This window comes from Roseibium sp. Sym1 (assembly GCF_027359675.1).
Taxonomy (GTDB): Bacteria; Pseudomonadota; Alphaproteobacteria; order Rhizobiales; family Stappiaceae; genus Roseibium.
This window is the reverse complement of record NZ_CP114786.1, coordinates 4,527,531-4,553,592: the sequence shown is the minus strand read 5'-3', so window position 1 is coordinate 4,553,592 and position 26,062 is coordinate 4,527,531. Positions and strand designations below refer to the sequence as shown.

Genomic DNA, 26,062 nt, shown 5'->3' with positions numbered 1-26,062 from the left:
CATCCAGTTGGTCGGTTGGCTGACACAGCGCATTCGCGTGCGGGCTTACCCGGTTGCCTTGATCTTGGTTTCTTCCGTATCCGGGATCTCCCCGGTCTCTTCCATGGACCGCACCAGCGCGTCGTATTTCGGGTGCACGGTGCCACAGACACGGTCCCAGAAGGAAAAGAAGTTACCGTAATTGTAGTGGAACTGCGAATGATGCAGATCATGGAAGGTCGTGCAAATCAGCGGTGAGGGAAAACGCGACGATTTCGACGCGAAATATTCAAAGCCCGAATGGCCGACCATCCCGGAGATCTGGTCGAACAGCCGCAGCGCGAACACGCTCAGCGCCGGCACCGGCAGGACGAACCAGACCAGGAAATAGAAAAAATGCTCGATCAAGGTGTCCACCGTGGTGGAACTGTCATTGCTCCAGACCGTCGGCGCGATCGAGCGGTGATGCGGCACGTGATACTTGTAGAGCGACGGCAGATGCAGGATCCGGTGTCCCCAGTAGAACCAGGCGTCGAACAGCACGAAGCAGACGGCGAACATGAGCGGAAACGACCACCAGCTCAATTCCAGCGGAGCCACCAGCGTCCAGCCGTGGCTTTGCGCGAAATACCCTGCGGACATCAGCAGAGACGAGGTCGCCAGCGCCTGCATCGAGGCACGGATCTCTTCAGCCTGTCGCTTCAGCCCGTCCCTGTGCTTCTGGATACGCCGCTCCGGATGACGGGCGTTGATCGCCAGCACCGTGAAGCCGGTGGCGAAATAGACCACCACCATGGCCAGATAGATCAGCGCGAAAACCGTCAGATAGTCGACCAGCATTGCCATCACGCCTGGTCCCGCTTGCCGGCGTAAAGCTCCTCGAAGCTTTCCACCCTGTCGTCATAGGTCGGATGGATCGTGCCGCAGAACCGGTCCCAGAAGGAAAAATAGTTGGCATAGTTGTAGACGAAATACTGGTGATGCTGGTCGTGGTAAAGCGTGCACAGCAGCGGCCACGGCTTGCGCGCGCTCCGGCTGGCGAAGTGTTCATAGCCGCAATGACCGATGGCGGCCGACACCTGGTCGAACAGACGGTGCCCGAGAAACACCAGCGGCGGGATCGGCAGCACGAACAGGACCAGGGCGTAGTAGGAATGCGCGAACAGCGTGTCGACGCTGGAGCCCGCGTCGTTCGACCAGACCGTCGGCGTGACCGTCATGTGGTGGGGCTTGTGGAACCGGTAGAAAAGCCTTGTGTGCAGGATCCTGTGGCCCCAGTAGAACCAGGTGTCGTGCAGGATCAGCGACACGACGAAAAACAACGGCACGGACCACCAGGACAGGGCGACAGGCGGAAACAGCGTCCAGCCGCGCATTTGCGCGTAAAGGCCGATCGCCAGGCAGGTGCTGGTGATCATCAGCTGTATCGTCGACGAGCGGATATCGCGAATTGCATCGTGGGTCGGCTGCCGTTTCTGGATCTTGCGGCCCGGGTGGCGGCTGTTCAACAGGGTCATGGCCATTCCCGTCGTGAACAGCACGACGAGGCTGGCGGCATAGAGCACCGCAATGAGGACGACAAACGCCTCAAGTCCCGTTCCGAAAGTCCTGATCCAAAAATCCATCAACCTGGGTACCTGCACGCTTTGCAACAGCTGAGATTGTGCGTAGCGAAAGAGCGGACGTCACGTCAAGGTAACACCGGGAGAAATTCGGGAACAGCTGTCTAGACCTCTTCGGCAACATGGGCGAAATCCGGGAAGATCGATCGGATCAGACTGTCGATCCGCTCGATTTCCTCCGTGATATCAGCAAGTTTGTCCCGTTCTTCTTCCAGGACGGCCAGAAAGATCCGGGCCCGTGCCTGATTGATCTGCGGCTGCGGCAAAGTGCCCTCTCCGGCCGCGGACAACACGATGCTGACAAGCCTGTCGGCCGCGTTCAGGCGTCCCCAGAGATAGTCATGTTCCCGCCAGCCCCGGTTGAAGAACGCTCCGAACGTGTTGAGCGACTTGCCCTTGAGGTCGAACCCCTCGGTATAGAGGCTCGTCGCGTCCCTGGGGCTGATCCGGTCGACAAGAATTTCGGTCACCTCCGAGAAGTCGTTGCGCTGCAACACCGGAAAGGTGATCAGGTCGAAGAATCCGAAGCCGATATAGGCCCGCATCAGCGACTGGTGACGCTGCTTGTCCAAGAGTGCGCGCGCGGTGTCCGAAAACAGCTCGTCCTGCAGCCGGTCCAGATCGGCCAGCCCCATCATCTGCCCATAGGATTTCAGGAGGGGGTCGACATGGTCTCCGGCCGAGCTTGAACCGGCCTCCAGGTCCCGCAGGAAACGCTGCGCCAGTTCGCGGCTTGCATGGCCGAAAAACTTCCCATTCCAGCGCCAGCCAAGATGATCGATCTGCTCGTAAAGCAGCGCTTTCATGTGGTCGAGCACGTCCGTGTCGGGCGGCGCCAGGTCCGTTTCAGGCCGATAATGGTAAAATCCGTTGAGCTTGCGGATCGCAAAGCGCAGCCGGCGGATCCGGTAGTCGACATCAAGATCCCTCAGCAGGGCAACGATATGCGGGTCGGTGCGGCCAAGCACGTCCTTGCTTGCCGCCGTCATCCGGTTGAAGCGGTCGGAAATCAGTCCGAGCAGCGCCTCCTCCTGGCCGCGGGCGTGTTCCAGGCCGCTCAGGCGTGACGTCAGTCCCGCCAGCCGGTCGGCCAGCGAATGCAGCTTGAGGGACTGGTAGTTCAGAAAGGCAAAGCCGGCCTGTTCGAACGCGGCCATGGTGGCCTGCTTGCGGCACTTGGACAAGATGTCCGGCGTCACCGCCCGGCGTTTTGGAATCAACCCGCTAACGGCTTGGTCGACCATCGGCCCGGCGGAATCGATCAATTGGGACAGCCAGCGGCTGCGCCGGTTGTTCTGTTCCAGCTCCTTCAGATCGTCGCCGATCGGTTCGTTTCGCGGAATATGGGCAAGCGAGGCCAGGATAACCCTGAAGAACCCGGGCAATTCGGCTTGCGTTCCCTCCCTGTCCTCGGGCTCCACCGGGGCGGGATCTACATAGATCAGCCGGCGGGCGACCTCACGGACCGCCGGCCGGTCCTGGATCACCTCGATGACCGGCGCAAAGGGCTTGTTCATGACGACGCTGCCGTCGACAAAACAATGCTGGCCCAAGGTGTCCCCGTTGAGGTTGAACCCGCGAGCCAGAAAGTCGTCGCGATGGCGCCACTGCAGGTCCTTGTCGGCAAGTACCCGTTCCATTTCCGCGACGGTCGCCGGCGGAAAGGCGCCGGGGAAAGAAGACGTCGCCCGGGCTGCGAACACCAACTCGGGTATGTTTTCCGCATCGAACTGGCTGTCGACATAACCGGGCGTGCGGTGGGCCGCATGGAAGTTCAGGATCCTGCGGTGGTCCCATTCCTCGACATAGTCCGGGTCGTCAAGGTGGATCCGGCGCTTGACACCATTGTAATCGGTGATGGTGACAAAGAGGTCCAGCGTCTGGCCGCGTGGTATGAGGCTTCGCCCCGTCCGGGCGTCCTGTTCCATCTTGGCGCAGGCATCCAGCATCCAGCCAATGAACCGCTCACCGGAAAAAGGTGGCGAAAACCAGCGGGCCTGCATGAACAGCCGGAGCTTCTCCCGTGTCTCGGCGCTCTTGATCTGTTTCTTCAGGCGGGAGGAGATCAACTGGTCCAGAACCGGCGAAACGGAAATTTTCAGATAGCGGGACAATCCGGATTGTGGTCTTGCCAGACGGGTGACATCGGCATTTTCGAGCCACATCTCACTGTGGCTGTCGAGCGGCAGGTCATGGGCGATCGCCCTTGCCAGCATGATCCCGTTGACACCGCCCGCCGACGCGCCCGCGATCGCGTCCACGACCACCCGGACATCGGCGACCGCGGACAAAAGATCCAGGAGCTCGCAATAGGCGGTTTGGACCGGTGGCAGATCGGGGATCCCGGTCTCGGGCGCCTGCTTGCCGGCGTTCCGGTCAAGACGGACGTTCGAGGCACGCACCACGTTCAGAATTTCGCGGCTCACGCCATGCATGTAGATGGCCAGCGAGACGCCGCCATAAAACACAAGTCCAAGTCTGAGTTCGATTTCCTTCATGCGATCACCGAGGCGCCCTCTCAACACCCTAGAACACAAAAATGGCCACAGTCTTTATCTGGGTGTAAAAAATGAGCACCAAAGCGGCATCGGCTGGCAACTTGGTCATATCAGGTCACTTTGGCGTGGGACTGGGACCGGGAGCCCCGTGACGCCTGCCTTTCCCCGGCACAGACGGTTACAAAATTTCCCTTTCCGGCCGAATTATTCCGCTAAGATAATTCCCACCGAAACGAATGATTCTTAAACATTCAGGTCTATGACCTGAAGCAGCGCCCCCGATCCCAGTCCTCCGGAAAGACATGGCGAAGAGTAGCAAGAAAACCTCACAGGACACTGCGGCAAACGTAGATGCCGAGGACGCTACCCTTCTTCGCGTCCTGCGGGAAGAAAACGAATACCTGCGTTCCGAACTGGAAGATCTTCGTGTGCTTTACGAGGCAACCATCGAGCATGGCGAAGCCGTCGAGGACCAGCTCGCGGATCAGTCCACCCGTCTGGAAAACCTGTCAAGGCAATTGGCCAAATACCTGTCGCCGCAGGTCTACCGGTCCATTTTCGAGGGCCGCCAGGAAGTCAAGATCGCCGCGACCCGCAAGAAACTCACCGTGTTCTTTTCCGACATCGCGGATTTCACCGAGACCGCCGACAGGCTGGAATCCGAAGAACTCACCTCCATTCTCAACCAGTACCTGACCGAAATGTCGAACATAGCGCTCAAACATGGCGCAACGATCGACAAGTATGTCGGCGACGCCATCCTGATTTTCTTCGGCGACCCGGAATCCCGGGGCGTGACGGAAGATGCGCTCGCCTGTGTCCGCATGGCTGTTGAAATGCAGAACAGGATGAAGGAGCTGCAGGGTGTCTGGCAGGAAGCGGGTATCTCCAAGCCGCTCAAATGCCGCATGGGCATTCACACGGATTATTGCACGGTGGGCAATTTCGGCAGTGACGACCGTCTCGATTACACCATCATCGGCCGGGGCGTGAACACGGCTTCCCGGCTGGAGAGCCTGGCCACCCCCGGCTCGGTCCTGATTTCCTTCGAGACCTATTCCCAGGTCAAGGATCAGGTCAAATGCGCCGAAAACGGCGAGGTCACCGTCAAGGGCATCGCCTATCCGGTGACGACCTACGAGGTCATCGGGCTCAAGGAATCGGCAACGGCCGAAACGAACCCCGACCTTGCCCAGGTTTCCATGCAGCTTGCGAACCTGCCCGAAACCATGACAGCGGAAGACAGGGAAAGACTGGTCTCCTCGCTCAAAAACGCCCTCGAGCGCCTGTCGCCGCCGGATGCCGGCTGACAGGCCCTCGCTCAGCCGCGTTCCCTGCGCAGCTTGTCCCAGTACTCCAGGCGCTTTCTGAGGTCGCGTTCAAAGCCGCGCTGAGGGGGATCGTAGTAGGTTTTGCGGCCCATGTTCTCCGGAAAATAGTCCTGACCGGAAAACCCGTCCGGGGCATCGTGATCGTACTGGTAGCCGGTGCCGTAGCCTTCTTCCTTCATCAGCTTGGTCGGCGCGTTCAGGATATGCTTGGGCGGCAGCAGCGAGCCGCTGGACTTGGCGTCGCGCATGGCAGCCTTGTAGGCCATATAGGCGCCGTTGGATTTCGGAGCCGTCGCCAGATAGATCACCGTCTGCGCCAGAGCCAGCTCACCCTCCGGGGAGCCCAGCATCTGGTAGGCATCGCGGGACGCATTGGCCTGGACCAGCGCGTTGGGGTCGGCCAGACCGATATCCTCCACCGCCATGCGGATGAGACGGCGCGCAAGGTACATCGGGTCCTCGCCGCCATCAAGCATGCGGCAGAACCAGTAGAGCGCCGCGTCCGGATCGGATCCGCGCACGGACTTGTGCAGGGCCGAGATCAGATTGTAGTGCCCGTCCGCGCTCTTGTCGTAGATCGGTGCGCGCCGCTGCACGATCTCCTGCAGGCGTTCCGCATCGAAGACCTCGTCCTCGTTGGCGGCCCGCCAGACATCCTCGGCCAGTGTCAGCGAGGAGCGGCCGTCGCCGTCGGCCATGCGGATCAGGACCTGGCGCGCATCCGCGTCGAGCGGCAGCTTCTTGCCTTCCTCTTCCTCGGCGCGGCTGAGCAGCTTTTCGATCGCCTCCAGGGACAGCGACTGGAAGGTCATCACGTGAGAGCGCGACAGCAACGCCGCGTTGAGTTCGAAGGACGGGTTTTCGGTGGTGGCACCGACCAGCGTGATCGTGCCATCTTCCATCACGGGCAGGAAACTGTCCTGCTGCGCCCTGTTGAAGCGATGGATCTCGTCAACGAAAAGCAGTGTGGCCCGGCCGCCCATCCGCCGTGCCCGGGCCGCCTCGAACACTTTCTTCAGATCCGCGACACCGGAAAAGATCGCCGAAATCTGCTCGAAAGCGAGATCCGTCTCGGTGGCCAGCAGGCGCGCGATCGTCGTCTTGCCCGTGCCGGGCGGCCCCCAGAAGATCAGCGAGCCGAGCGTCCGGGTCTTCAGCATCCGCGTCAGCGTGCCGTCCGGCCCGAGCAGATGATCCTGGCCGACGACATCCGCGAGGCGCGCAGGCCGCATCCGGTCCGCAAGCGGGCGCGGTCCCGCCTGGCTCAGTCCCGAGGCTTCGAACAGGTCGCTCACCCTCGCTCCCTAACCACGCAGGGTCAGTTGTGTCACCTTGCCGTCCCGCTCGATATCGAGCTGCCAGACGCGCGGCGGTTTCTTGGTGATCTCTTCCAGCATCACGGTCGTTTCGATGACCTGCCGGTTGACACCACGGATGATGTCGCCCGGGCGGAGCCCCACCCTGTCGGCGGTGCTGCCGCGCCGGACCTCGGAGATCACAACGCCCTCGATCAGGCCTTCCAGCCCGAGCTCCTCTGAAACGGCGGGCGAAAGGTTCATCACGGTCGCGCCCTCAAAGGGCGAATATTCGACCAGCTCGCGTGTGTCCCTCGGAACCGATTCTGGCGCCGGCAACAGCGACACGGTCAGGACCTGCTCCTTGCCGCTCCTGAGGATGACGAATTCCGTTTCTTCGCCGATCATCTTGGTGGCGAACCTGTAGCCGAAGGAATTGGGATCGGTCACTTCCTTGCCGTCGACGGCGATCACCAGATCGCTGACGCGGATCCCGGCCTTGTGCGCCGGGGAGTCCTCGAAAACGGCTGTGACCAGCACGCCCCGCGGGCGGTCCAGGCTGAGCGCCTCGGCAATCTCGGCACTCACCAGCTGCACCGTTGCCCCAAGCCAGGGCCGCTGAACCTTGCCGCCCTGGTCGGCCGCCTTCGCGACAAACCGCGCCATATGCGCCGGAATGGCGAAGCCGATGCCGTTGGATCCGCCGGAGCGGGAGAAGATCGCGGTGTTGATACCGACCAGCTTGCCGGTCATGTCGACCAGCGCACCGCCGGAATTGCCGGGGTTGATCGCCGCGTCGGTCTGGATGAAGAATTGAAAATCCGTGACACCGACCTGGGTACGGGCGGTGGCCGAGACGATGCCCTGGGTGACGGTCTGGCCGACACCGAACGGATTGCCGATGGCCAGCACGATGTCGCCGACCTCCAGGCTGTCGGAATCCGCGAAGGCCACATGTTCGAAGGGTCCCTCGCCGCGGATCTTCAGCACGGCAAGGTCGGTGCGCTCGTCCAGCAGCACGATGTCGGCATCGAACTCGCGCCGGTCGTTCAGGGCGACCCGCACCTCGTCCGCATCCTTGATCACGTGATGGTTGGTGATCACCGTGCCGTCCGCGGAAATGATCACGCCGGAGCCAAGCGAGGATTCCACCCGCTGGCGCGGCTTGTTGAAACCGCCGCCGGGCTGTCCGAAAAAGCGGCGAAAGAACGGGTCATCGAAAAACGGGGAGACCCGCTGCCGCTGCACGACCTTGCGGCTGGCATAGACATTGACCACCGCCGGCGCGACGGTCTTCACGATCGGCGCAAAGGACAGCTTGATCTGCGCCTGGTTCTGCGGAACCAGACGAAGATCCGCCGCAGATGGCTGGGCCGTCTGTGCGGACGCTGGTGAAATGCCGATCAGCGCAGCCAGTGCCGCGGCAGCCAGGGAACGCAGTGAGCCGGAAAGTGCCAAACGCATGGCGGGTGCCTCTTCTTCGAATCTTCTCATGACCAAGGAGATACATGGCAGATAGGGAGGAACCGAGGCAAATGCAAAAAGTGTCCTGCAAAGGCAAAAGGCCGCCGGACATGCGCCGGCGGCCCTGGTTTTTCGCTGGTCTTCAATCTCAGGCGGAGCGGACCTGCGCCAGGAAGCTGCGCACTTCCTTGTCGAGCTCGTCGGCCTGGTTCGCCATGTCGGCCGCTTCCTCGGAGAAGTTCTGCGCCGCCATGTTGGTATCGTTGGAGAGCGACGACACGTTGCGGATGTCCTCGGTGACCTTGGACGTGCCGCCCGCGGCGCGCTGGGTGTTCTCCGCGATGCCCTGGGTAGCATAGCTCTGCTCGGTTACCGCCGCAGCGACCTCGCTCACCGACTGGGTGATTTCGTCGATGGTCTTCTGGATGTCGCCGATGGCACCGACCGCATCGTCGGTGGCACCCCGGATCGCATCGATCTGCTGCTGGATTTCGCCGGTCGCCTTGCCCGTCTGGGACGCAAGGTCCTTGACCTCGGACGCCACGACCGCAAAGCCCTTGCCGGCTTCCCCGGCCCGCGCCGCCTCGATGGTGGCATTGAGCGCCAGGAGGTTGGTCTGGTCGGCAATGTCGGAAATCAGCGTGACCACCTCACCGATCCGGTTGGCCGCTTCGGCAAGCGACTTCACGGTGTCGTTTGTGGTCTCTGCGCGCTTGGTCGCCTCGGCCGCAACGCTGGAGGAGCGTTCGATCAGGGTGGAGATTTCCTGGATCGAGCTCGACAGCTGGTCGGAGGCAGCGGCAATGGATTCCACTTCCGCCAGGGTCTCTTCGGACATGGTGGCGGCATTGGCCGAGGTTTCGCCGGCGCTGTCGGTCATGCTGCGCATGGAGTTGGCGGATTCGCGCAGTTTTGCCGCGGACCGCGCCACACTGTCGACAACCGTGCCGACGGTCGCCTCGAAGTCACCGGCAAGACTTGCCAGCATCTCCTGACGCTGCTCGGCCTGACGTTGCGCTTCGTCGGCTTCTTCTGCCGCACGTCGTTCATTGTCCTCGGCGGCGTTCTGCCGGATCTGGAGAACGGCACGCCCGATGTCACCGATCTCGTCCTTGCGGCTGGCTGCCTTGATCTCCGCGCCGAGGTCGCCCGAAGCGATCGCGTTGAGCGCTCCCACAAGCGTGGTCAGCGGCCGCGTGATCGAGCGGGAGAAGAACAGGGCGATGACGGCCGCAATCGCAATCGTCGCAATCGACCACATGAACATCTGGTCGCGCATGTTGGCCACTGCGGCGAGGGTCTCGTCGACGCTCTTCTCCGCAACAACCGCCCATTTCTGCCCCTGGAAGCTCAGCGGCCTCGCCACAACGAGGTTTTCAACACCGTTATTCCCGGTGACAATGCCGGCGGCATCCGTGCCCGCGGCGGCGGTCAGAGCCGGCCCGTCCTCGATCTTGCTGACCAGTGCCGTCGGTTCTCCGGCCAACGGCATGTCGCTCAACAGCGTCCCATCCTCATTGACGACATAGACCTGACCGGTCTCGCCCATGTCCTCGCGGCTGGCGACGATATTGTCGAGAAACTGGGAATCGAACCGGACAACGGCTACACCGCTCAGGCTGATGGTGCCGAACGAATTCATGAACACCGGAGACGCCAGGAACAGGGACCCGGAGCCGCCTGCCGGCGCATAGGTCTGAAAATCGCTTGCGGCGACCTGCCCGACCTCAAGGCCCTTTGCGAGATTGTAGACCTCTTCAAGAGCGGTCCCTTCGGCGGGGCTTCCCTCACCCAGCTTTGTCAGGAACTCCTCCCCCTTGGTGACGGAATAGAGAACCAGACCGGACGGGTCGACCAGGTAGATGTCGGCATAGCCGCCACTCTTCCAGACATTGTAGAGTGCCGGATGCGCCTCGGTATGGCGCCAGGCATACATTGTCTTCTGTTCCTTGCCGGTCACCTGTGCACGCTCTGCAGCGGTTTGCGGCGCCTGGAACAGACTGAGAATCTCGTCTTTTTCCTTGGTGAGGTTCATGGTCGCGTTGCCAAGATTGCTCAGCGGATCGGAAACGCTCGAGGCCAGGTTGACCACTTCGTCCTGGGCAGCCGTCAGCACGGAATTCAGAAGGGCCGACCTGGCGGCAACAACCATGTCGAGTTCCGCCTTGGCAGCCTTTTCAAGGCCATCGCGCCCGGTCATGTAGCCGATCACGCCTACAGCCGTACACGCGGCAACGGTCACAACGATCATCAGTGCCGGAATAACGAAGGAAAGTCGAAGAGAAGGTGTCCTTGTCTTCGAACCCGAGTTCAATTTGCCTATCACAGTAGTTCTCCCCAGCCTCTTCCACATCTCCACGAGGCATTTGCGGATGCTAGGCAGTTTTCCTTAAATCATTGATAATCCGGCATCTCATTATTCGGCACGAACGTCTCGCGCAAAAACAAAAAAAGGCGGGCACAAGGCCCGCCTTCCCGATTTCTTGACCCGGCGCGATTTTTACGCCGCGTTTTCAGCTGCTTCCTCGGCCTCGGCACGCGCGCGGTCTTCCGCACCGCGGGCTTCCGGATCCCGGTCGACCAGCTCGATGACAGCCATCGGAGCATTGTCGCCATAACGGAACCCGGCCTTCAGGACGCGGGAATAGCCGCCGCTGCGGTCCTTGTAACGCTCGCCGAGCGTTTCGAACAGCTTGGCAACCATGGCCGCATCGCGAATCTGCGAAATGGCCTGGCGGCGGGCATGGAGATCACCGCGCTTGCCCAGGGTGATGAGCTTGTCGATGATCGGCTTCATTTCTTTGGCCTTCGGCAGCGTCGTGACGATCTGTTCGTGCTTGATCAGCGACGCCGCCATGTTTGCGAACATAGCCTTGCGGTGGCTAGAGGTCCGGTTGAGCTTGCGGCCGGATTTACCGTGGCGCATGGCCCTCTCCTTTTTCTGTCAGGCAGTCTGCTCGTTTCCTTGGTGAGCACTTGCCCGGTGGTTCCCAAAGGGACGCGTACGCCCCTTAATACTGATGGTCTTCGTAGCGCTTGGCGAGATCGTCGATGTTCTCCGGCGGCCAGTTGGCGACTTCCATGCCGAGATGGAGACCCATCTGGGCGAGAACTTCCTTGATCTCGTTGAGCGACTTGCGGCCGAAATTCGGGGTCCGCAGCATTTCCGCTTCGGTCTTCTGAATGAGATCGCCAATATACACGATATTGTCGTTCTTCAGGCAGTTTGCAGACCGGACAGACAGTTCCAGCTCGTCGACCTTCTTGAGAAGGGCCGGGTTGAACGCCAGTTCCGGGACGGTGTCCTCGGCGACTTCGCGCTGCGGCTCTTCGAAGTTGACGAAGATGGAAAGCTGATCCTGCAGAATGCGCGCCGCGAACGCCACGGCATCATCCGGCTTGACGGAACCATCGGTTTCGACAGTCAGGGTCAGCTTGTCATAGTCAAGAACCTGGCCTTCACGGGTGTTTTCCACCTTGTAGGAGACCTTCTTGACCGGAGAGTAGAGGCTGTCGACCGGGATCAGGCCGATCGGCGCATCTTCCGGGCGGTTCCGGTCGGAGGAATGGTAGCCCTTGCCGGTGTTGACGGTGAATTCCATGCGGATTTCAGCGCCTTCGTCCAGCGTGCAGAGCACCAGCTCCGGATTGAGAACCTCGACATCGCCGACGGTCTGGATGTCACCTGCGGTCACAACACCCGGACCCTGCTTGCGCACGACCATGCGCTTGGGGCCCTCGCCTTCCATGCGGATGGCGATTTCCTTGATGTTGAGCACGATGTCGGTGACATCTTCCCGGACACCCGGGATCGACGAGAACTCGTGGAGAACGCCATCGATCTGAACCGCTGTGACTGCCGCGCCCTGAAGCGAGGACAGCAGAATACGGCGCAGGGCATTGCCCAGGGTCAGCCCGTAGCCGCGCTCGAGCGGCTCGGCAACGACAGTTGCCAAGAAGCGCGGGTCGTCGCCCGGCTTGATCTCGAGTTTGGTCGGCTTGATCAGTTCTTGCCAGTTTTTCTGAATGGTCACGTTTTCGTCCCTTCGGCTATCCCGCCTGGCAGCAGGGCCAGGCCATTCTTTGCCATTTGGAGAAACAGGTACCTAAAGCCGGGAAGCCTTAGACGCGGCGACGCTTACGCGGACGGCAGCCATTGTGCGGAATCGGCGTCACGTCACGGATGGACGTGATGAGGAAACCGGCGGCCTGCAGAGCGCGCAGAGCAGATTCACGGCCTGAACCCGGACCACGGACTTCGACTTCCAGAGTGCGCATGCCATGCTCGGCAGCTTTCTTCGCGGCGTCTTCAGCGGCAACCTGAGCAGCATACGGCGTGGACTTGCGCGAGCCCTTGAAGCCGAGTGCGCCGGCGGACGACCAGGAGATCGCATTGCCCTGTGCGTCGGTAATCGTGATCATGGTGTTGTTGAACGTGGAGTTCACATGCGCAACGCCAGAAGAAATGTTCTTGCGTTCGCGGCGACGCACGCGCGTCGTGTCTTTAGCCATTCTTGTGTCCTTTTATTGATCTCGTCACTGCCGTAATGCCGGCAGCTCCACCACCAATCGCGGGGCGATGATTATTTCTTCTTGCCAGCGATCGGTTTCGCCGGACCCTTGCGGGTGCGGGCGTTCGTGTGCGTCCGCTGACCGCGAACCGGCAGGCCGCGGCGGTGACGCAGGCCGCGATAGCAGCCAAGGTCCATCAGACGCTTGATGTTCATTGCGGTGTCACGGCGAAGGTCACCTTCCACGAGGTAGTCGCGGTCGATGGTTTCGCGGATGGACAGAACTTCTGCGTCGGAAAGCTCGTTCACACGGCGGGCGGCATCGATATTGTTCTTTTCGATGATTTCCTGGGCGAATTTCGCGCCAATGCCGTGAATGTACTGAAGCGCGATGACAACGCGCTTGTTCGTCGGGATGTTAACGCCAGCAATACGTGCCACGTTCGTCTCCATGTTGTGCGCCGGACCGCTGGTCTGGCCGCAGTGGGTAAAGCCCGCGTCCGGTGGAGTCCGGCCCTTGCGGGTACGAAAATGCCGGGGCGATCCCGGCACAGAGAATGCCGGTCCCACATGCATGGAACCGGCTAAACTGTCAGCTAGAGCGCGTCGTTTAACGGCTCTAAACCTTTTCGTCAAGTCCTTGCAGAACGGAATCTATTGACGACGTCACATCTTCGATGGACTGCATTCCGTCGATCACCGAAAGCAGGCCCGTCTTCTCGTAATACGGGACCACAATCGCCGTGTCGCGGTTGTATGCTTCAAGACGTTGCTTGAAGACTTCCGGGTCGTCGTCCTTGCGCACCGGCTGGCCGGCGGCCTTGGCATCTTCCGCGCGCTTGATGATGCGATCGACAAGCTGGGACTGGTCAACCCGAAGCTCCAGCACGGCATTCAGCTTCAGGCTGTTGGCGTCGAGCATCTGGTCAAGAGCCTCGGCCTGGGCAAGCGTGCGCGGGAACCCGTCGAGAATGAATCCCTTCCTGGCATCGTCCTCGGCGATCCGGTCGCGGATGATACCGACAACGATCTCGTCGGAAACGAGACCGCCCGCATCCATGACTTCCTTGGCTTTGAGGCCTACCGGGGTCTGGGCTGCGACCGCGGCCCGCAGCATGTCTCCGGTGGACAGTTGCGGTATGCCGTATTTCGCGACAAGGTGCGCGGCCTGTGTCCCCTTCCCCGCTCCTGGCGGTCCAACCAGAATAAGCCTCATCGACGTTTCCCCCTGAGTTTCGCTTTTTTCACCAGCCCTTCATACTGATGCGCAAGCAGGTGGCCCTGGATCTGCGATACGGTATCCATTGTCACACTCACGACAATCAGCAGTGAAGTTCCCCCGAAATAGAACGGAACGCCTGTCGCCGAAATGAGGAATTCGGGTAATAGACAAACGATGGTGATATAGATTGCACCCACCACCGTAATGCGCGTGAGCACGTAGTCAATATACTGTGCCGTGCGCTCGCCCGGACGGATGCCCGGAATGAACCCGCCATGTTTCTTCAGGTTGTCGGCCGTGTCGCTCGGATTGAACACGATCGCCGTGTAGAAGAAACAGAAGAAGATGATCATGGCCGCGTAGAAGACCATGAACAGGGGCTGTCCATGACCGAGCGCAGCCGTGATGTAGGTCAGCCATTCGTTGCCGGACCCCTGGCCGAACCCGGACAGGGTCGCGGGAACCAGCAGCAGGGACGAGGCAAAGATCGGCGGAATCACACCCGCGGTGTTGAGTTTCAACGGCAGGAACGAAGTGTTGCCTTCGAACATGCGGTTGCCCATCTGCCGCTTCGGATACTGGATCAGAAGGCGGCGCTGCGCGCGTTCCATGAACACGATAAGCCCGATCACGACAACCGCGAGGATGATCACGGCCAGGATGATCCAGGTCGCAAGCGATCCCTGACGGCCCAGTTCGAGCGTCTGAACAACCGCTGACGGCAGACCGGCGACAATACCGGCGAAGATGATCAGCGAGATGCCGTTGCCGATGCCGCGCGACGTGATCTGCTCGCCCAGCCACATCAGGAACATCGTGCCGCCGACCAGCGTGATCACGGTGGACGCCCGGAAGAACCAGCCCGGATCGGTGACAACGTTGCTCGCGCCCTCGAGACCGACGGCGATGCCGTAGGCCTGGAACGCGGCCAGAATCACTGTTCCGTAACGGGTATACTGGTTGATGACCTTGCGGCCCTGCTCGCCTTCCTTCTTCATCTGCTCCAGAGACGGCACGACGGTCGTCATCAGCTGCATGATGATGGAGGCCGAGATATACGGCATGATGCCGAGGGCGAAGATCGCCATGCGCTCGACGGCACCGCCGGCAAACATGTTGAACATGCCGATGATGCCGGACTGGGCCTGGCTGAAGGCCTGCGCGAAGGCTTCGGGATTGATGCCGGGCAGCGGAATGTAAGTGCCCAGTCGATAAACCAAAAGCGCCCCCAGTGTGAACCAGATGCGCTTTTTGAGTTCTTCAGCCTTGGCGAAAGCTGAGAAATTGAGATTTGACGCCAGTTGCTCGGCGGCGGATGCCATGCCCTACTCCGGAATGCTTGCCCAGGAAATGGGTGAAGCCCAGGCTGTTAAGCCTGAGCTCCGAGAACGGCAACCTTGCCGCCTGCTTTTTCGATCGCTGCAACAGCGCCCTTGGAGGCACCGGCAACTTCAAAGGTCACTGCGGTGGTGAGCTCACCATTGGCAACGATGCGCACACCGTCACGGACCCGCTTGACGACGCCTGCTGCTTTCAGGGCCTCGACGGTAACCGTCTCGGAACCATTCAGCTTGCCTGCATCGATCGCCTTCTGAACACGGCCGACGGACACGGTGTTGTAGTCCTTGGCAAAAATGTTCGTGAAGCCGCGCTTCGGCAGACGGCGGTGAAGCGGCATCTGACCGCCTTCAAAGCCTTTGATGGCAACGCCGGAACGGGATTTCTGACCCTTGACACCACGGCCGCCGGTCTTGCCCTTTCCGGACCCGATGCCACGGCCGACACGCATGCGGTCGGAGGTGGCACCTTCGTTGTCACGAAGTTCGTTGAGCTTCATGTCTTTATCTCCTCACCCCGTTCTTACGCGTTGTCTTCGACGACGCGAACGAGATGCTGGACCTTATTGATCATGCCGCGCACTTCAGGAGTGTCCTTCAGTGTGGAACGGCGGTGCATCTTGTTCAGGCCGAGACCGACGAGCGTCGCGCGCTGGTCCTTCGGACGGCGCAGCGGGCTGCCGATCTGTTCGACCGTCACAGTCTTTTCGGTGTTCGCCATGGAACCTACCCTCTTTCAGCTGGGGACCGTAGCCGCCAAGGTCAAGCCTCGGCAGCCGCCGGTGCCGCCTCATCGGTGTTGTCACGACGCCGCGACTGCAGCACGGAGACCTTGAGTCCACGGCGGGCAGCGACGGAGCGCGGGCTGTCTTCCTTGGTCAGCGCTGCAAAGGTTGCGCGAACCATGTTGTAGGGGTTGGAAGTCCCCAGCGACTTGGCCACAACGTCCTGAACGCCGAGCGTTTCGAAGACGGCACGCATCGGACCACCGGCAATGATACCGGTACCGGCCGGAGCGGCACGCAGCAGCACCTTGCCGGCGCCGTGACGGCCCTCGACATCGTGATGCAGGGTCCGGCCCTCGCGCAGCGGCACGCGGATCATGGTGCGCTTTGCTGCCTCAGTTGCTTTCCGGATGGCTTCCGGCACTTCGCGTGCCTTGCCATGACCGAAGCCGACGCGGCCCTTCTGATCACCAACCACTACCAGCGCTGCGAAGCCGAAACGACGGCCACCCTTGACCACCTTGGCAACGCGGTTGATGTGAACGAGCTTGTCGACGAATTCGCTGTCTCGCTCGTCGCGATCGCGATTTTCATGTCTCGCCATTTTATACGTCTTCCGTTCTTAAGAGCGCCAACGGGCGCTGGTCAGAATTCAAGTCCACCTTCGCGGGCCGCATCAGCAAGCGCCTTGACGCGCCCATGATACATGTAACCGCCACGGTCGAACACGACCTGCTTGACGCCGGCGGCGGTTGCGCGCTCGGCCACAAGCTTGCCGACTGCTGCAGCTGCAGCCACGTCGGCGCCCGTTTTCAGGCTGCCCTTGAGATCTTTTTCGATCGTTGAAGCAGAGACAATCGTATGCCCCTTCGCGTCGTCGATGATCTGGGCGTAGATCTGTTTCGACGAGCGGAAGATAGAAAGGCGCGGACGACCGTTCGCGGCTTTCTGGATCGAACGGCGCACGCGATCGCGGCGGCGCTCGAAAGCTTGTTTGCTGTTCGCCATGATCTGGGTCCGTTACTTCTTCTTGCCTTCTTTGCGGACGATGAACTCGTCTGCATAACGAACGCCTTTGCCCTTGTAGGGCTCCGGCGGGCGGAATTCGCGGATTTCAGCGGCAACCTGGCCGACACGCTGTTTGTCGGTGCCGGTGATGCTGATTTCCGTGGGTTTCGGGCACACGATGTCGATGCCTTCCGGAATCGGATAGACAACGTCGTGAGAGAAACCGAGCGCCAGCTGAAGGTTCTTACCCTGGACCTGCGCGCGGTAACCGACACCGGTGATGGCGAGGTCTTTCTTGAAGCCCTCGGTAACACCCGTGATCAGGTTCTGAACCATGGTCCGGCTCATGCCCCACATGGAGCGAGCCGGCTTGGTGTCGTTGCGCGGATCAATCTTGATACCGTCATCCGTCATTTCGGCCAGAACGAGTTCGTTGAGCAGGAAAGACTTTTCGCCTTTCGGGCCCTTGATCGAAACCGTCTGACCGTCGATCGATGCCGTTACCCCGCTTGGCACGGGGACTGGCTTTTTGCCAATACGAGACATTTGACCAACCTTGTCGTTGTTTCAAAAGCGAGGAAGCCGCATCAGAAGACGCGGCAAAGAACCTCACCACCTACATTTTCGTCCCGCGCCTGATGGTCGCTCATGACGCCGCGCGGGGTCGAAATGATCGACACGCCCAGGCCATTAGAGACATGCGGGATGTTTTTCACCGACGAGTAAACGCGGCGGCCCGGCTTGGAAACCCGCTCAATCGTGCGGATAACCGGCTCACCGTCGAAATACTTCAGTTCGATTTCCAACTCGGACTTGCCGCCCTCGTAGTCAACCGTGGTGTAGCCACGGATGTACCCTTCTTTTGCGAGCACATCAAGTACATGCGCACGCAATTTGGAATTTGGTGAATTGACCTTGTTCTTGCGACGCATCTGGGCGTTGCGAATCCGGGTCAGCATATCCCCCAACGGATCAGAAATTGCCATCGGAGTTTCTCCTTACCAGCTCGACTTGACCAGGCCCGGGATCTTGCCCAGGGAACCCAGTTCACGAAGCGCAATACGCGACATCTTCAGCTTGCGGTAAAAACCGCGCGGACGGCCGGACACTTCGCAACGGTTGCGAACACGGTTCGGCGCGGAGTTCCGCGGCAGTTTCGCCAGCTTCAGGCGGGCATTGTAACGCTCTTCCAGGGACAGGGTGTCATCCTTGGCCATTGCTTTCAGAGCGGCGCGCTTCTCAGCGTATTTCTTGACAAGCTTCTCGCGGCGCTTGTTTTTTTCGACTGCGCTTTTCTTCGCCATCGTCGTTCCCTTCCTTGCCCGTTACTTCGTGAACGGGAAGTTGAACGCGCGCAGAAGCTCGCGCGCCTCGTCATCCGTCGGCGCCGTGGTGCAAACGATCACGTCCATGCCCCAGATCTGGTCGACCTTGTCGTACTCGATTTCCGGGAACACGATGTGTTCTTTGATGCCCATGGCGTAGTTGCCGCGACCGTCGAAGCTCTTCGGGTTCAGTCCGCGGAAGTCACGAACGCGCGGCAGCGCGATGGTGATCAGACGGTCCATGAATTCGTACATCTGCTGACGGCGCAGGGTCACCTTGGCACCAAGCGGCATGCCTTCGCGAACCTTGAAGGTCGCGATCGACTTTTTCGCCTTGGTGATGACCGGCCGCTGACCGGCAATCATGGCCAGGTCTTCAGCTGCGATACGTGCCTTCTTGGAGTCCGCGACAGCTTCGCCGACACCGATGTTCAGGACGATCTTTTCCAGCTGCGGAACCTGCATGACGTTCTTGTACTGGAACTTTTCCAGAAGCTGCTTGCGCACGACTTCATCGTAATGCGTCTTCAGACGCGGCACATTAGTGGTCTCAGCCATCGATCAGGTCTCCCGAGCGCTTGGCCACACGGACCTTGGTGCCGTCTTCCTGCACCTTGAAGCCGACGCGGGTCGCCTTGCCGTCCTTCGGATCGGCCAGCGCGATGTTGGAAACGTGGATCGGGGCTTCCTTGGCCACAATGCCGGCTTCCTGCGTCTGGGATTGCTTCTGGTGGCGGCGGACCATGTTGATCCCGCGGACCAGGGCCTTGTTGTCGGCCGGCAGCATCTGGATGACTTCGCCGGACTTACCCTTGTCACGGCCGGTCAGCACGACCACCGTGTCGCCTTTTTTAATTTTCGCAGCCATCAGAGCACCTCCGGCGCGAGCGAAATGATTTTCATGTGGTTCTTTGCACGGAGTTCGCGCGGCACCGGACCAAAGATACGGGTGCCGACCGGCTCCTTATTGTTGTTGACCAGCACGGCCGCATTGCGGTCGAACCGGATCACGCTGCCATCGGGACGGCGGATATCCTTTGCCGTGCGCACGACGACAGCCTTCATCACGTCGCCCTTCTTGACGCGGCCCCGCGGAATTGCCTCTTTGACGGAGACGACGATGATGTCGCCAACCTGGGCATATTTACGCTTGGAGCCGCCGAGCACTTTGATGCACATGACACGACGGGCGCCGGAGTTGTCGGCGACGTCGAGGTTTGTTTGCATCTGAATCATGACTGGCTGCCTTGTTCTTCTCTTGGCGCTCGGGTCACGGGCGCCTGATGCTCACTAATGAACAGCGGTCACTGGGTGACCACGGTCCAACGTTTGTTTTTCGAGACCGGCGCGCATTCTTCAATCTGAACAATGTCGCCAACCTTGTACTGGTTGCTTTCGTCGTGTGCGCGGTACTTCTTGGTCCGACGCACGGTCTTCTTCAGCAGCGGGTGCGTGAAGCGGCGCTCCACATTCACCGTCACCGTCTTGTCATTGGCGTCGCTGACAACGGTGCCCTGCAGGATACGCTTCGGCATGGCCGTCTCCTTACGCGTTCGCCGACACGCGCTTCTCGCGCATGATCGTCTGGATACGCGCGATGTCGCGGCGGATCTGCCGGACACGCGCTGTGTTTTCAAGCTGACCCGTAGCCTTCTGGAAGCGCAGGTTGAACTGCTCTTTCTTCAGGCCCTCGAGCTCCGAGCGGAGCTCGTCGAGGGTCTTGGCCCGTACATCGGTCGCCTTCATGGCTATAACTCCTCGCCTGCCTTACTCGCCGATACGCTGAACGAAACGGCACTTGATCGGCAGCTTGGCAGCGGCAAGACGCATGGCTTCACGCGCAACGTCTTCCGGCACACCGTCAATCTCGAACATGATCCGGCCAGGCTTGACACGGCAAGCCCAGTAGTCCGGTGAACCCTTACCCTTACCCATACGGACTTCAGCAGGTTTCGAAGAAACCGGCACGTCCGGGAAGATCCGGATCCAAACACGACCCGCACGCTTCATGTGGCGGGTCATAGCACGACGGGCCGCTTCGATCTGACGTGCCGTTACACGCTCCGGCTCAATCGCCTTCAGACCGAATGCGCCGAAGTTGAGGTCAGTGCCTCCCTTCGACAAGCCGTGGATGCGGCCTTTGTGCTGCTTGCGGAACTTGGTGCGCTTCGGTTGCAGCATCGTTCTTCTCTCGTCTTTCTTGTCTAACGAGCGGCAGGCAGCTTAACTTAAGCTGCGCGCTCGCGGCCCCGATCCCGGCGTCCGCCGCGATCACCCTGGTTACCTTCGGAGGCAGACGTCGCACGGCGTTCGGACGCCATCGGGTCATGCTCCAGAATTTCACCCTTGAAGATCCAGACCTTCACACCGCACACGCCGTAAGCCGTGTGAGCGCTAGCAACACCGTAGTCGATGTCGGCACGCAGGGTGTGGAGCGGCACGCGGCCTTCACGGTACCATTCGATACGCGCGATTTCCGCACCGCCGAGACGGCCGCCGCAGTTGATCCGGATGCCCTGGGCGCCGAGACGCATGGCGGACTGGACGGCCCGCTTCATGGCGCGGCGGAAGGCAACACGGCGTTCCAGCTGCTGCGCGATGGACGCGGCAACCAGGGTCGCATCGATTTCCGGCTTGCGCACTTCAACGATGTTGATGTGCACTTCCGAATTGGTGATGTCGGCGATCTTCTTGCGAAGACGCTCGATGTCTGCACCCTTCTTGCCGATGACCACGCCCGGACGACCGGAGTGGATGGACACGCGGCACTTCTTGTGCGGACGCTCGATCACGACCTTGGAAACGGCTGCCTGCTTCAGTTCCTTCATCAGCAGTTCGCGGATGCGGAAGTCTTCGTGAAGAAGGTCGCCGTACTCGTTCTTGTTCGCGTACCAGCGGGAGTCCCAGGTGCGGTTGATCCCGAGGCGCATGCCGATCGGGTTTGTCTTATGTCCCATCAGGCAGTCTCCTCAACTTCGCGCACAACGATGGTCAGGTTCGAGAACGGCTTCTCGATCCGGCCGACGCGTCCACGTGCACGGGCCTGGAAGCGCTTGATGACAAAAGCCTTGCCAACATGAGCCTCGGCAACCACGAGGTTGTCGATGTCCAGGTCATGGTTGTTTTCCGCGTTGGCAACAGCGGACATCAGGGTCTTCTTGACGTCCTGCGCGATGCGCTTGCGGGAGAATGTCAGGTCCGCAATCGCGGAGCCGACCTTTTTACCACGGATCGAAGCCGCAACGAGGTTCAGCTTGCGCGGGGAAATGCGCAGCATGCGGGTCATTGCCCGAGCCTCGTTGTCAGCGAGCGTCCGCTCACGCTTCGGCTTGCCCATCGTTACTTCCTCTTTGCCTTCTTGTCGGCGCCGTGTCCGTAGTAGGTCCGGCTCGGCGAGAACTCGCCGAACTTGTGACCAATCATCTCTTCAGACACCAGCACCGGAACGTGCTTTTGACCGTTGTAGACGCCGAAGGTCAAACCTACGAACTGCGGAAGGATCGTCGAGCGGCGGCTCCAGGTCTTGATGACCTCGTTCCGGCCTGACTCACGGACCTTGTCCGCTTTCTTCAGCAGATACCCGTCGACAAACGGACCTTTCCAGATCGAACGTGCCACGATCCTTGTCCTTTACTTCTTACGCGCGTGGCGGCTGCGGACGATATACTTATCAGTCTGCTTGTTGCGCCGCGTGCGCTTACCTTTGGTCGGTTTGCCCCAGGGGGTAACCGGATGACGACCGCCGGAAGTCCGGCCTTCACCACCGCCATGCGGGTGGTCGATCGGGTTCATGGCAACGCCGCGGGTGTGCGGACGGATACCAAGCCAGCGAGAGCGGCCTGCCTTGCCCAGGTTCACGTTGGCGTGGTCCGGGTTGGACACGGCGCCAATGGTTGCCATGCAAGTGCCGAGCACCCGGCGCTGTTCACCTGACATCAGGCGCAGCGTGGTGTAGCCCTGGTCGCGGCCAACGATCTGAACGAACGCACCGGCGGAGCGGGCGATCTGGGCGCCCTTGCCCGGCTTCAGTTCGATGTTGTGCACGATCGTGCCGACAGGAATGCGTGCCAGCGGCGCTGCATTGCCCGGCTTCACGTCGACGTTCTCGCCAGCGGAAACAGTGTCGCCGACAGCCAGGCGCTGCGGCGCCAGGATGTAGCTGAGTTCACCGTCCTCGTAACGGATCAGGGCAATGAACGCGGTCCGGTTCGGATCGTATTCAAGGCGCTCAACCGTTGCCGGCACATCCCACTTGCGCCGCTTGAAGTCGACAAGACGGTAGGTCCGCTTGTGACCGCCACCGCGGTTCGGAGACGTCAGGCGGCCGGTGTTGTTGCGGCCGCCGGTCTTGGACAGGCCTTCGGTCAGGGTCTTGACCGGCTTGCCCTTCCACAGACCGGAGCGGTCAACCTGTACCAGCTGACGGCGGCCTGGGGACGTCGGATTGAATGTCTTAAGTGCCATTTTCTTCTGGTCCCCGTCTTAGAGCCCGGTGGTCACGTCGATGCCGTGACCTTCCTGCAGCGTTACGACGGCCTTCTTGAAGTCGGACTGACGGCCAAGGCGACCGCGGAAGCGCTTGACCTTGCCCTTGCGGACCAGGGTATTCACTGCCGTGACCTTGACACCGAACAGCGCTTCGACTGCGGCCTTGATTTCCGGCTTGGTTGCGTCATTGGCAACCTTGAAGACAACCTTGTTCTCTTCAGAAGCCATCGTCGACTTTTCGGTGATTACCGGACCGACGATCTTGTCGTAGTGAGGAAGTTTGCTCATTTAAAGCGCTCCTCAAGTGCGGACACCGCGGCCTTGGTCAACACCAGGGTGTTGGCCCGCAGGATGTCGTAAACGTTGATGCCCTGAACCGGCAGAACATCCAGATGCGGGATGTTGCGCGAAGCCAGTGCAAAGTTGTTGTCGAGCTCGGCACCGTCGATCACCAGGGCGCTGGTCAGGCCGAGCTTTTCCAGCTTCGCCTTGAGAGCCTTGGTCTTGGCTTCGGCCGCCTTGGCGTCTTCAACCACGATGATGCCGTCTGCCTTTGCTTTCGCGGACAGGGCATGCTTCAGGCCGAGGGCGCGAACCTTCTTCGGCAGGTCGTGGCCATGGTCGCGAACGACCGGACCGAACGCCCGACCACCACCGCGGAACTGCGGGGCCTTCTTGTTGCCGTGACGAGCGCCGCCGGAGCCTTTCTGGCGGACGAATTTCTTCGTCGAACCAGTCACTTCGGAACGGCCCAGCGTCTTGTGGGTGCCTGCCTGGCGCTTGGCGAGCTGCCAGCGCACCACGCGGTGGATCAAATCGGTGCGCGGCTCGAGACCAAAGATCTCGTCAGACACCGTGATCGAACCGGCCGCCCCGCCTTCGAGGGTCTTGACCTGGAGTTCCATCACTCACTCTCCTTCCCGGCGGCCGCAGTCGCTTCGGTTGCCTTGAAAGCACCCGGAACCGGAACATTTTCCGGCAGCGCCTTTTTGATCGCGTCGCGGACCAGGATCCAGCCGCCCTTGGCGCCCGGAACAGAGCCCTCGACCATGATCAGGCCACGCTCAACATCAGTGCGCACAACCTTGAGGTTCTGCGTGGTCACGCGGGCATCACCCATGTGACCGGCCATTTTCTTGCCCTTGAACACGCGGCCCGGATCCTGACACTGACCGGTGGAACCGTGTGAACGGTGCGAGATCGAGTTACCGTGCGTGGCACGGCCACCGCCGAAGTTGTGACGCTTCATCGCACCGGCAAAACCCTTACCGATGGATGTACCGGTCACGTCGACGAACTGACCCTCGACATAATGGTCAGCGGTGATTTCCGCTCCCACGTCGATCAGGTTGTCCGCGGACACGCGGAATTCGGCGACGGTCCGCTTCGGCTCGACCTTTGCAACGGCAAAGTGTCCACGAAGCGCCTTCGGCGTGTTTTTGACTTTGCGGCCACCTGCACCGAGCTGCAGTGCAGTGTAACCATTCTTCTCATCGGTCCGCTGAGCTACCACCTGGCAATTTTCCAGCCGCAGCACCGTAACCGGAACATGCTCGCCAGCATCGTTGTAGATGCGGGTCATGCCCACTTTCTGAGCGATCACTCCAGAACGCATTGGATGTGTCCCCTTCGACCCGGCTTACAGCTTGATCTCGACGTCGACACCAGCGGCCAGGTCGAGCTTCATCAGCGCGTCCACGGTCTGCGGTGTCGGATCAACGATGTCGAGAAGACGCTTATGCGTACGCATCTCGAACTGATCGCGGCTTTTCTTATCGATATGCGGTCCGCGAAGCACCGTGTACTTCTCGATCCGCGTCGGCAGCGGCACGGGACCCCGTACCTGAGCACCGGTCCGCTTGGCCGTATTGACGATCTCCTTGGTGGAGGCGTCCAGAATACGGTGGTCAAACGCCTTGAGGCGGATCCGGATATTCTGACCGTTCATTGTTATTGTTCCCAATAAGACTGCGGGCCTGCCCGCGTGACATATTCAAATCTGCCGGCAGGCCCGGCTGTCGATTATTCGATGATGGATGCGACGACGCCGGCGCCGACGGTACGGCCACCTTCGCGGATAGCGAAGCGCAGGCCTTCTTCCATGGCGATCGGCACGATCAGCTCAACGTCGACGGAGACGTTGTCACCCGGCATCACCATTTCCGTGCCTTCCGGCAGGGACACCACACCGGTCACGTCCGTCGTGCGGAAGTAGAACTGCGGGCGGTAGTTGGTGAAGAACGGCGTGTGACGGCCACCTTCTTCCTTGGTGAGGATGTAAGCCTCGGCCTTGAACTTCGTGTGCGGGGTCACGGAACCCGGCTTGCACAGAACCTGGCCGCGCTCAACGTCTTCACGGCCGACGCCGCGGATCAGGGCGCCGATGTTGTCGCCGGCTTCACCGCTGTCCAGCAGCTTGCGGAACATTTCAACGCCGGTAACCGTCGTCTTGGTGGTGTCCTTGATGCCGACGATCTCGACTTCTTCACCAACCTTGATGATGCCGCGCTCGACACGACCGGTCACAACCGTACCACGGCCGGAGATCGAGAAAACGTCTTCGATCGGCATCAGGAACGGCTGGTCCTTCGGACGCTCCGGGGTCGGGATGTAGGCGTCGACCTGAGCCATCAGCTCGCGGATCGCGTCACGGCCGATGGCCGGATCGCGGTTCTCGACAGCAGCCAGCGCCGAACCCTTGACGATCGGAATGTCGTCGCCCGGGAACTCGTAGGAAGACAGCAGCTCGCGGATTTCCATTTCGACGAGCTCGAGAAGCTCTTCGTCGTCGACCTGGTCAACCTTGTTCATGAAGACGACCAGGGCCGGAACGCCAACCTGACGGGCAAGCAGGATGTGCTCGCGGGTCTGCGGCATCGGGCCATCGGCAGCCGAACACACCAGGATCGCGCCATCCATCTGGGCAGCACCGGTGATCATGTTCTTCACATAGTCGGCGTGGCCCGGGCAGTCGACGTGCGCGTAGTGACGGTTTTCCGTTTCGTACTCGACGTGTGCCGTGGAGATGGTGATGCCGCGCGCCTTTTCTTCAGGTGCGCCGTCGATCTCGTCGTAAGCTTTTGCAGTCGCACCGCCGGACTCCGCCAGAGTCATGGTGATTGCTGCAGTCAGCGTGGTCTTGCCGTGGTCAACGTGGCCAATCGTGCCAATGTTGACGTGCGGCTTTGTGCGCTCAAATTTTTCTTTCGCCATCGGATTACTCCGTTTCTCTATTTCTTAATGACTTCAAGAGGTTG

34 protein-coding genes and 1 pseudogene are annotated in these 26,062 nt (G+C 60.7%); 1 reads left to right on the top strand and 34 read right to left on the bottom strand.

Going from position 1 to position 26,062, the window contains the following annotated elements; genetic code table 11:
- Positions 1-45: 45 nt before the first annotated feature.
- From O6760_RS20805 to O6760_RS20795, 3 genes are all read right to left on the bottom strand, one after another.
- The gene (locus O6760_RS20805) at positions 46-825 is read right to left on the bottom strand and encodes a sterol desaturase family protein (RefSeq protein WP_269581601.1); all 780 of its coding nucleotides are present in this window, start codon (positions 823-825) and stop codon (positions 46-48) included.
- On the bottom strand, positions 825-1,604 hold the full coding sequence (locus O6760_RS20800; protein WP_269581600.1) for a sterol desaturase family protein: 780 nt from the start codon (positions 1,602-1,604) through the stop codon (positions 825-827). The genes O6760_RS20805 and O6760_RS20800 overlap by 1 nt, the downstream gene beginning before the upstream one ends.
- A 101-nt stretch (positions 1,605-1,705) precedes the next feature.
- Positions 1,706-4,099, bottom strand: a complete 2,394-nt coding sequence (locus tag O6760_RS20795; RefSeq protein WP_269581599.1) for a patatin-like protein — start codon at positions 4,097-4,099, stop codon at positions 1,706-1,708.
- Between the two features lie 467 nt (positions 4,100-4,566).
- On the opposite strand from O6760_RS20795, the pseudogene O6760_RS20790 reads away from it, so the two are divergent.
- Positions 4,567-5,409 (top strand): annotated as a pseudogene (locus O6760_RS20790) (adenylate/guanylate cyclase domain-containing protein); the annotation flags it as partial.
- Positions 5,410-5,420: 11 nt separating this feature from the next.
- Here O6760_RS20790 and O6760_RS20785 read toward each other — a convergent pair.
- The 31 genes from O6760_RS20785 to tuf form a co-directional block, all read right to left on the bottom strand.
- Positions 5,421-6,725, bottom strand: coding sequence for a replication-associated recombination protein A (locus O6760_RS20785; protein WP_269581598.1), 1,305 nt, complete (start codon positions 6,723-6,725; stop codon positions 5,421-5,423).
- A gap of 9 nt (positions 6,726-6,734) precedes the next feature.
- Positions 6,735-8,189, bottom strand: a complete 1,455-nt coding sequence (locus O6760_RS20780; RefSeq protein ID WP_269581597.1) for a DegQ family serine endoprotease — start codon at positions 8,187-8,189, stop codon at positions 6,735-6,737.
- Positions 8,190-8,337: 148 nt separating this feature from the next.
- Complete coding sequence (locus O6760_RS20775) at positions 8,338-10,440, bottom strand: methyl-accepting chemotaxis protein (RefSeq protein ID WP_269581596.1); 2,103 nt, start codon at positions 10,438-10,440, stop codon at positions 8,338-8,340.
- 249 nt (positions 10,441-10,689) lie between these two features.
- Positions 10,690-11,115 carry a 50S ribosomal protein L17 gene (gene rplQ, locus O6760_RS20770; RefSeq protein ID WP_269581595.1) on the bottom strand — a complete coding sequence of 142 codons (426 nt, stop codon included), beginning with the start codon at positions 11,113-11,115 and terminating at the stop codon, positions 10,690-10,692.
- 85 nt (positions 11,116-11,200) lie between these two features.
- The gene (locus tag O6760_RS20765; protein ID WP_148632511.1) at positions 11,201-12,223 is read right to left on the bottom strand and encodes a DNA-directed RNA polymerase subunit alpha; all 1,023 of its coding nucleotides are present in this window, start codon (positions 12,221-12,223) and stop codon (positions 11,201-11,203) included.
- 88 nt (positions 12,224-12,311) lie between these two features.
- The gene (rpsK, locus tag O6760_RS20760) at positions 12,312-12,701 is read right to left on the bottom strand and encodes a 30S ribosomal protein S11 (RefSeq protein ID WP_006936427.1); all 390 of its coding nucleotides are present in this window, start codon (positions 12,699-12,701) and stop codon (positions 12,312-12,314) included.
- Between the two features lie 71 nt (positions 12,702-12,772).
- The gene (gene rpsM, locus O6760_RS20755) at positions 12,773-13,141 is read right to left on the bottom strand and encodes a 30S ribosomal protein S13 (protein WP_269581594.1); all 369 of its coding nucleotides are present in this window, start codon (positions 13,139-13,141) and stop codon (positions 12,773-12,775) included.
- A gap of 178 nt (positions 13,142-13,319) precedes the next feature.
- Positions 13,320-13,916 carry an adenylate kinase gene (locus tag O6760_RS20750; protein ID WP_269581593.1) on the bottom strand — a complete coding sequence of 199 codons (597 nt, stop codon included), beginning with the start codon at positions 13,914-13,916 and terminating at the stop codon, positions 13,320-13,322.
- Positions 13,913-15,244, bottom strand: coding sequence for a preprotein translocase subunit SecY (gene secY, locus O6760_RS20745; RefSeq protein WP_269581592.1), 1,332 nt, complete (start codon positions 15,242-15,244; stop codon positions 13,913-13,915). The genes O6760_RS20750 and secY overlap by 4 nt, the downstream gene beginning before the upstream one ends.
- A 47-nt stretch (positions 15,245-15,291) precedes the next feature.
- A complete protein-coding gene (gene rplO, locus O6760_RS20740; protein ID WP_269581591.1) occupies positions 15,292-15,759 on the bottom strand; it encodes a 50S ribosomal protein L15 in 468 nt (155 codons plus the stop codon).
- A 23-nt stretch (positions 15,760-15,782) separates the two neighbouring features.
- Positions 15,783-15,980, bottom strand: a complete 198-nt coding sequence (gene rpmD / locus O6760_RS20735) for a 50S ribosomal protein L30 (RefSeq protein ID WP_006936433.1) — start codon at positions 15,978-15,980, stop codon at positions 15,783-15,785.
- A 41-nt stretch (positions 15,981-16,021) separates the two neighbouring features.
- Complete coding sequence (rpsE, locus tag O6760_RS20730) at positions 16,022-16,588, bottom strand: 30S ribosomal protein S5 (protein ID WP_269581590.1); 567 nt, start codon at positions 16,586-16,588, stop codon at positions 16,022-16,024.
- A gap of 41 nt (positions 16,589-16,629) precedes the next feature.
- Positions 16,630-16,992: a 50S ribosomal protein L18 gene (gene rplR, locus O6760_RS20725; RefSeq protein ID WP_269581589.1), complete on the bottom strand. Its 363-nt coding sequence runs from the start codon at positions 16,990-16,992 to the stop codon at positions 16,630-16,632.
- 12 nt (positions 16,993-17,004) lie between these two features.
- Positions 17,005-17,538 (bottom strand): 50S ribosomal protein L6, encoded by a 534-nt coding sequence (rplF, locus tag O6760_RS20720; protein ID WP_269581588.1) that lies wholly within the window; start codon positions 17,536-17,538, stop codon positions 17,005-17,007.
- A gap of 41 nt (positions 17,539-17,579) precedes the next feature.
- The gene (gene rpsH, locus O6760_RS20715; RefSeq protein WP_269581587.1) at positions 17,580-17,978 is read right to left on the bottom strand and encodes a 30S ribosomal protein S8; all 399 of its coding nucleotides are present in this window, start codon (positions 17,976-17,978) and stop codon (positions 17,580-17,582) included.
- A gap of 12 nt (positions 17,979-17,990) precedes the next feature.
- Complete coding sequence (rpsN, locus tag O6760_RS20710; RefSeq protein WP_269581586.1) at positions 17,991-18,296, bottom strand: 30S ribosomal protein S14; 306 nt, start codon at positions 18,294-18,296, stop codon at positions 17,991-17,993.
- A gap of 21 nt (positions 18,297-18,317) precedes the next feature.
- Positions 18,318-18,875 carry a 50S ribosomal protein L5 gene (rplE, locus tag O6760_RS20705; protein WP_269581585.1) on the bottom strand — a complete coding sequence of 186 codons (558 nt, stop codon included), beginning with the start codon at positions 18,873-18,875 and terminating at the stop codon, positions 18,318-18,320.
- Positions 18,868-19,185 carry a 50S ribosomal protein L24 gene (gene rplX / locus O6760_RS20700; protein WP_269581584.1) on the bottom strand — a complete coding sequence of 106 codons (318 nt, stop codon included), beginning with the start codon at positions 19,183-19,185 and terminating at the stop codon, positions 18,868-18,870. The genes rplE and rplX overlap by 8 nt, the downstream gene beginning before the upstream one ends.
- Positions 19,185-19,553, bottom strand: a complete 369-nt coding sequence (rplN, locus tag O6760_RS20695) for a 50S ribosomal protein L14 (RefSeq protein ID WP_008191626.1) — start codon at positions 19,551-19,553, stop codon at positions 19,185-19,187. Before rplN ends, rplX begins: the two co-directional genes overlap by 1 nt.
- Before the next feature lie 68 nt (positions 19,554-19,621).
- Positions 19,622-19,852, bottom strand: coding sequence for a 30S ribosomal protein S17 (gene rpsQ, locus O6760_RS20690; RefSeq protein ID WP_269581583.1), 231 nt, complete (start codon positions 19,850-19,852; stop codon positions 19,622-19,624).
- A 10-nt stretch (positions 19,853-19,862) separates the two neighbouring features.
- Entirely contained in the window at positions 19,863-20,063 is a 201-nt protein-coding gene (gene rpmC, locus O6760_RS20685) for a 50S ribosomal protein L29 (RefSeq protein ID WP_265962071.1), read from the bottom strand.
- Positions 20,064-20,084: 21 nt separating this feature from the next.
- Complete coding sequence (rplP, locus tag O6760_RS20680) at positions 20,085-20,498, bottom strand: 50S ribosomal protein L16 (protein WP_265962070.1); 414 nt, start codon at positions 20,496-20,498, stop codon at positions 20,085-20,087.
- Positions 20,499-20,545: 47 nt separating this feature from the next.
- Positions 20,546-21,274, bottom strand: coding sequence for a 30S ribosomal protein S3 (gene rpsC / locus O6760_RS20675; protein WP_269581582.1), 729 nt, complete (start codon positions 21,272-21,274; stop codon positions 20,546-20,548).
- The gene (rplV, locus tag O6760_RS20670; protein ID WP_269581581.1) at positions 21,274-21,654 is read right to left on the bottom strand and encodes a 50S ribosomal protein L22; all 381 of its coding nucleotides are present in this window, start codon (positions 21,652-21,654) and stop codon (positions 21,274-21,276) included. Before rplV ends, rpsC begins: the two co-directional genes overlap by 1 nt.
- A gap of 2 nt (positions 21,655-21,656) precedes the next feature.
- Positions 21,657-21,935 (bottom strand): 30S ribosomal protein S19, encoded by a 279-nt coding sequence (gene rpsS, locus O6760_RS20665; protein ID WP_022998243.1) that lies wholly within the window; start codon positions 21,933-21,935, stop codon positions 21,657-21,659.
- A 12-nt stretch (positions 21,936-21,947) separates the two neighbouring features.
- Positions 21,948-22,781, bottom strand: coding sequence for a 50S ribosomal protein L2 (gene rplB / locus O6760_RS20660; protein ID WP_269581580.1), 834 nt, complete (start codon positions 22,779-22,781; stop codon positions 21,948-21,950).
- A gap of 18 nt (positions 22,782-22,799) precedes the next feature.
- Positions 22,800-23,093, bottom strand: coding sequence for a 50S ribosomal protein L23 (locus O6760_RS20655; protein WP_029061773.1), 294 nt, complete (start codon positions 23,091-23,093; stop codon positions 22,800-22,802).
- Positions 23,090-23,710 carry a 50S ribosomal protein L4 gene (gene rplD, locus O6760_RS20650; RefSeq protein WP_269581579.1) on the bottom strand — a complete coding sequence of 207 codons (621 nt, stop codon included), beginning with the start codon at positions 23,708-23,710 and terminating at the stop codon, positions 23,090-23,092. Before rplD ends, O6760_RS20655 begins: the two co-directional genes overlap by 4 nt.
- Positions 23,710-24,420: a 50S ribosomal protein L3 gene (rplC, locus tag O6760_RS20645; RefSeq protein ID WP_269581578.1), complete on the bottom strand. Its 711-nt coding sequence runs from the start codon at positions 24,418-24,420 to the stop codon at positions 23,710-23,712. Before rplC ends, rplD begins: the two co-directional genes overlap by 1 nt.
- Positions 24,421-24,444: 24 nt before the next feature.
- Positions 24,445-24,753 carry a 30S ribosomal protein S10 gene (gene rpsJ / locus O6760_RS20640; protein ID WP_006936455.1) on the bottom strand — a complete coding sequence of 103 codons (309 nt, stop codon included), beginning with the start codon at positions 24,751-24,753 and terminating at the stop codon, positions 24,445-24,447.
- Between the two features lie 74 nt (positions 24,754-24,827).
- A complete protein-coding gene (gene tuf / locus O6760_RS20635) occupies positions 24,828-26,018 on the bottom strand; it encodes an elongation factor Tu (RefSeq protein WP_269581577.1) in 1,191 nt (396 codons plus the stop codon).
- Between the last annotated feature and the right edge of the window lie 44 nt (positions 26,019-26,062).

Excerpts from the sequence above, each read along its gene's own strand:
- O6760_RS20805 (WP_269581601.1), bottom strand. The coding sequence starts at position 825 with ATGGCAATGCTGGTCGACTATCTGACGGTTTTCGCGCTGATCTATCTG.
- O6760_RS20800 (WP_269581600.1), bottom strand. The coding sequence starts at position 1,604 with ATGGATTTTTGGATCAGGACTTTCGGAACGGGACTTGAGGCGTTTGTC.
- O6760_RS20795 (WP_269581599.1), bottom strand. The coding sequence starts at position 4,099 with ATGAAGGAAATCGAACTCAGACTTGGACTTGTGTTTTATGGCGGCGTC.
- O6760_RS20780 (WP_269581597.1), bottom strand. The coding sequence starts at position 8,189 with ATGCGTTTGGCACTTTCCGGCTCACTGCGTTCCCTGGCTGCCGCGGCA.
- O6760_RS20775 (WP_269581596.1), bottom strand. The coding sequence starts at position 10,440 with ATGATCGTTGTGACCGTTGCCGCGTGTACGGCTGTAGGCGTGATCGGC.
- rplQ (WP_269581595.1), bottom strand. The coding sequence starts at position 11,115 with ATGCGCCACGGTAAATCCGGCCGCAAGCTCAACCGGACCTCTAGCCAC.
- rpsK (WP_006936427.1), bottom strand. The coding sequence starts at position 12,701 with ATGGCTAAAGACACGACGCGCGTGCGTCGCCGCGAACGCAAGAACATT.
- O6760_RS20750 (WP_269581593.1), bottom strand. The coding sequence starts at position 13,916 with ATGAGGCTTATTCTGGTTGGACCGCCAGGAGCGGGGAAGGGGACACAG.
- secY (WP_269581592.1), bottom strand. The coding sequence starts at position 15,244 with ATGGCATCCGCCGCCGAGCAACTGGCGTCAAATCTCAATTTCTCAGCT.
- rplO (WP_269581591.1), bottom strand. The coding sequence starts at position 15,759 with ATGAAGCTCAACGAACTTCGTGACAACGAAGGTGCCACCTCCGACCGC.
- rpmD (WP_006936433.1), bottom strand. The coding sequence starts at position 15,980 with ATGGCGAACACCGAAAAGACTGTGACGGTCGAACAGATCGGCAGCCCG.
- rpsE (WP_269581590.1), bottom strand. The coding sequence starts at position 16,588 with ATGGCGAGACATGAAAATCGCGATCGCGACGAGCGAGACAGCGAATTC.
- rplR (WP_269581589.1), bottom strand. The coding sequence starts at position 16,992 with ATGGCGAACAGCAAACAAGCTTTCGAGCGCCGCCGCGATCGCGTGCGC.
- rplF (WP_269581588.1), bottom strand. The coding sequence starts at position 17,538 with ATGTCTCGTATTGGCAAAAAGCCAGTCCCCGTGCCAAGCGGGGTAACG.
- rpsH (WP_269581587.1), bottom strand. The coding sequence starts at position 17,978 with ATGGCAATTTCTGATCCGTTGGGGGATATGCTGACCCGGATTCGCAAC.
- rpsN (WP_269581586.1), bottom strand. The coding sequence starts at position 18,296 with ATGGCGAAGAAAAGCGCAGTCGAAAAAAACAAGCGCCGCGAGAAGCTT.
- rplE (WP_269581585.1), bottom strand. The coding sequence starts at position 18,875 with ATGGCTGAGACCACTAATGTGCCGCGTCTGAAGACGCATTACGATGAA.
- rplX (WP_269581584.1), bottom strand. The coding sequence starts at position 19,185 with ATGGCTGCGAAAATTAAAAAAGGCGACACGGTGGTCGTGCTGACCGGC.
- rplN (WP_008191626.1), bottom strand. The coding sequence starts at position 19,553 with ATGATTCAGATGCAAACAAACCTCGACGTCGCCGACAACTCCGGCGCC.
- rpsQ (WP_269581583.1), bottom strand. The coding sequence starts at position 19,852 with ATGCCGAAGCGTATCCTGCAGGGCACCGTTGTCAGCGACGCCAATGAC.
- rpmC (WP_265962071.1), bottom strand. The coding sequence starts at position 20,063 with ATGAAGGCGACCGATGTACGGGCCAAGACCCTCGACGAGCTCCGCTCG.
- rplP (WP_265962070.1), bottom strand. The coding sequence starts at position 20,498 with ATGCTGCAACCGAAGCGCACCAAGTTCCGCAAGCAGCACAAAGGCCGC.
- rpsC (WP_269581582.1), bottom strand. The coding sequence starts at position 21,274 with ATGGGACATAAGACAAACCCGATCGGCATGCGCCTCGGGATCAACCGC.
- rplV (WP_269581581.1), bottom strand. The coding sequence starts at position 21,654 with ATGGGCAAGCCGAAGCGTGAGCGGACGCTCGCTGACAACGAGGCTCGG.
- rplB (WP_269581580.1), bottom strand. The coding sequence starts at position 22,781 with ATGGCACTTAAGACATTCAATCCGACGTCCCCAGGCCGCCGTCAGCTG.
- O6760_RS20655 (WP_029061773.1), bottom strand. The coding sequence starts at position 23,093 with ATGAGCAAACTTCCTCACTACGACAAGATCGTCGGTCCGGTAATCACC.
- rplD (WP_269581579.1), bottom strand. The coding sequence starts at position 23,710 with ATGGAACTCCAGGTCAAGACCCTCGAAGGCGGGGCGGCCGGTTCGATC.
- rplC (WP_269581578.1), bottom strand. The coding sequence starts at position 24,420 with ATGCGTTCTGGAGTGATCGCTCAGAAAGTGGGCATGACCCGCATCTAC.
- rpsJ (WP_006936455.1), bottom strand. The coding sequence starts at position 24,753 with ATGAACGGTCAGAATATCCGGATCCGCCTCAAGGCGTTTGACCACCGT.
- tuf (WP_269581577.1), bottom strand. The coding sequence starts at position 26,018 with ATGGCGAAAGAAAAATTTGAGCGCACAAAGCCGCACGTCAACATTGGC.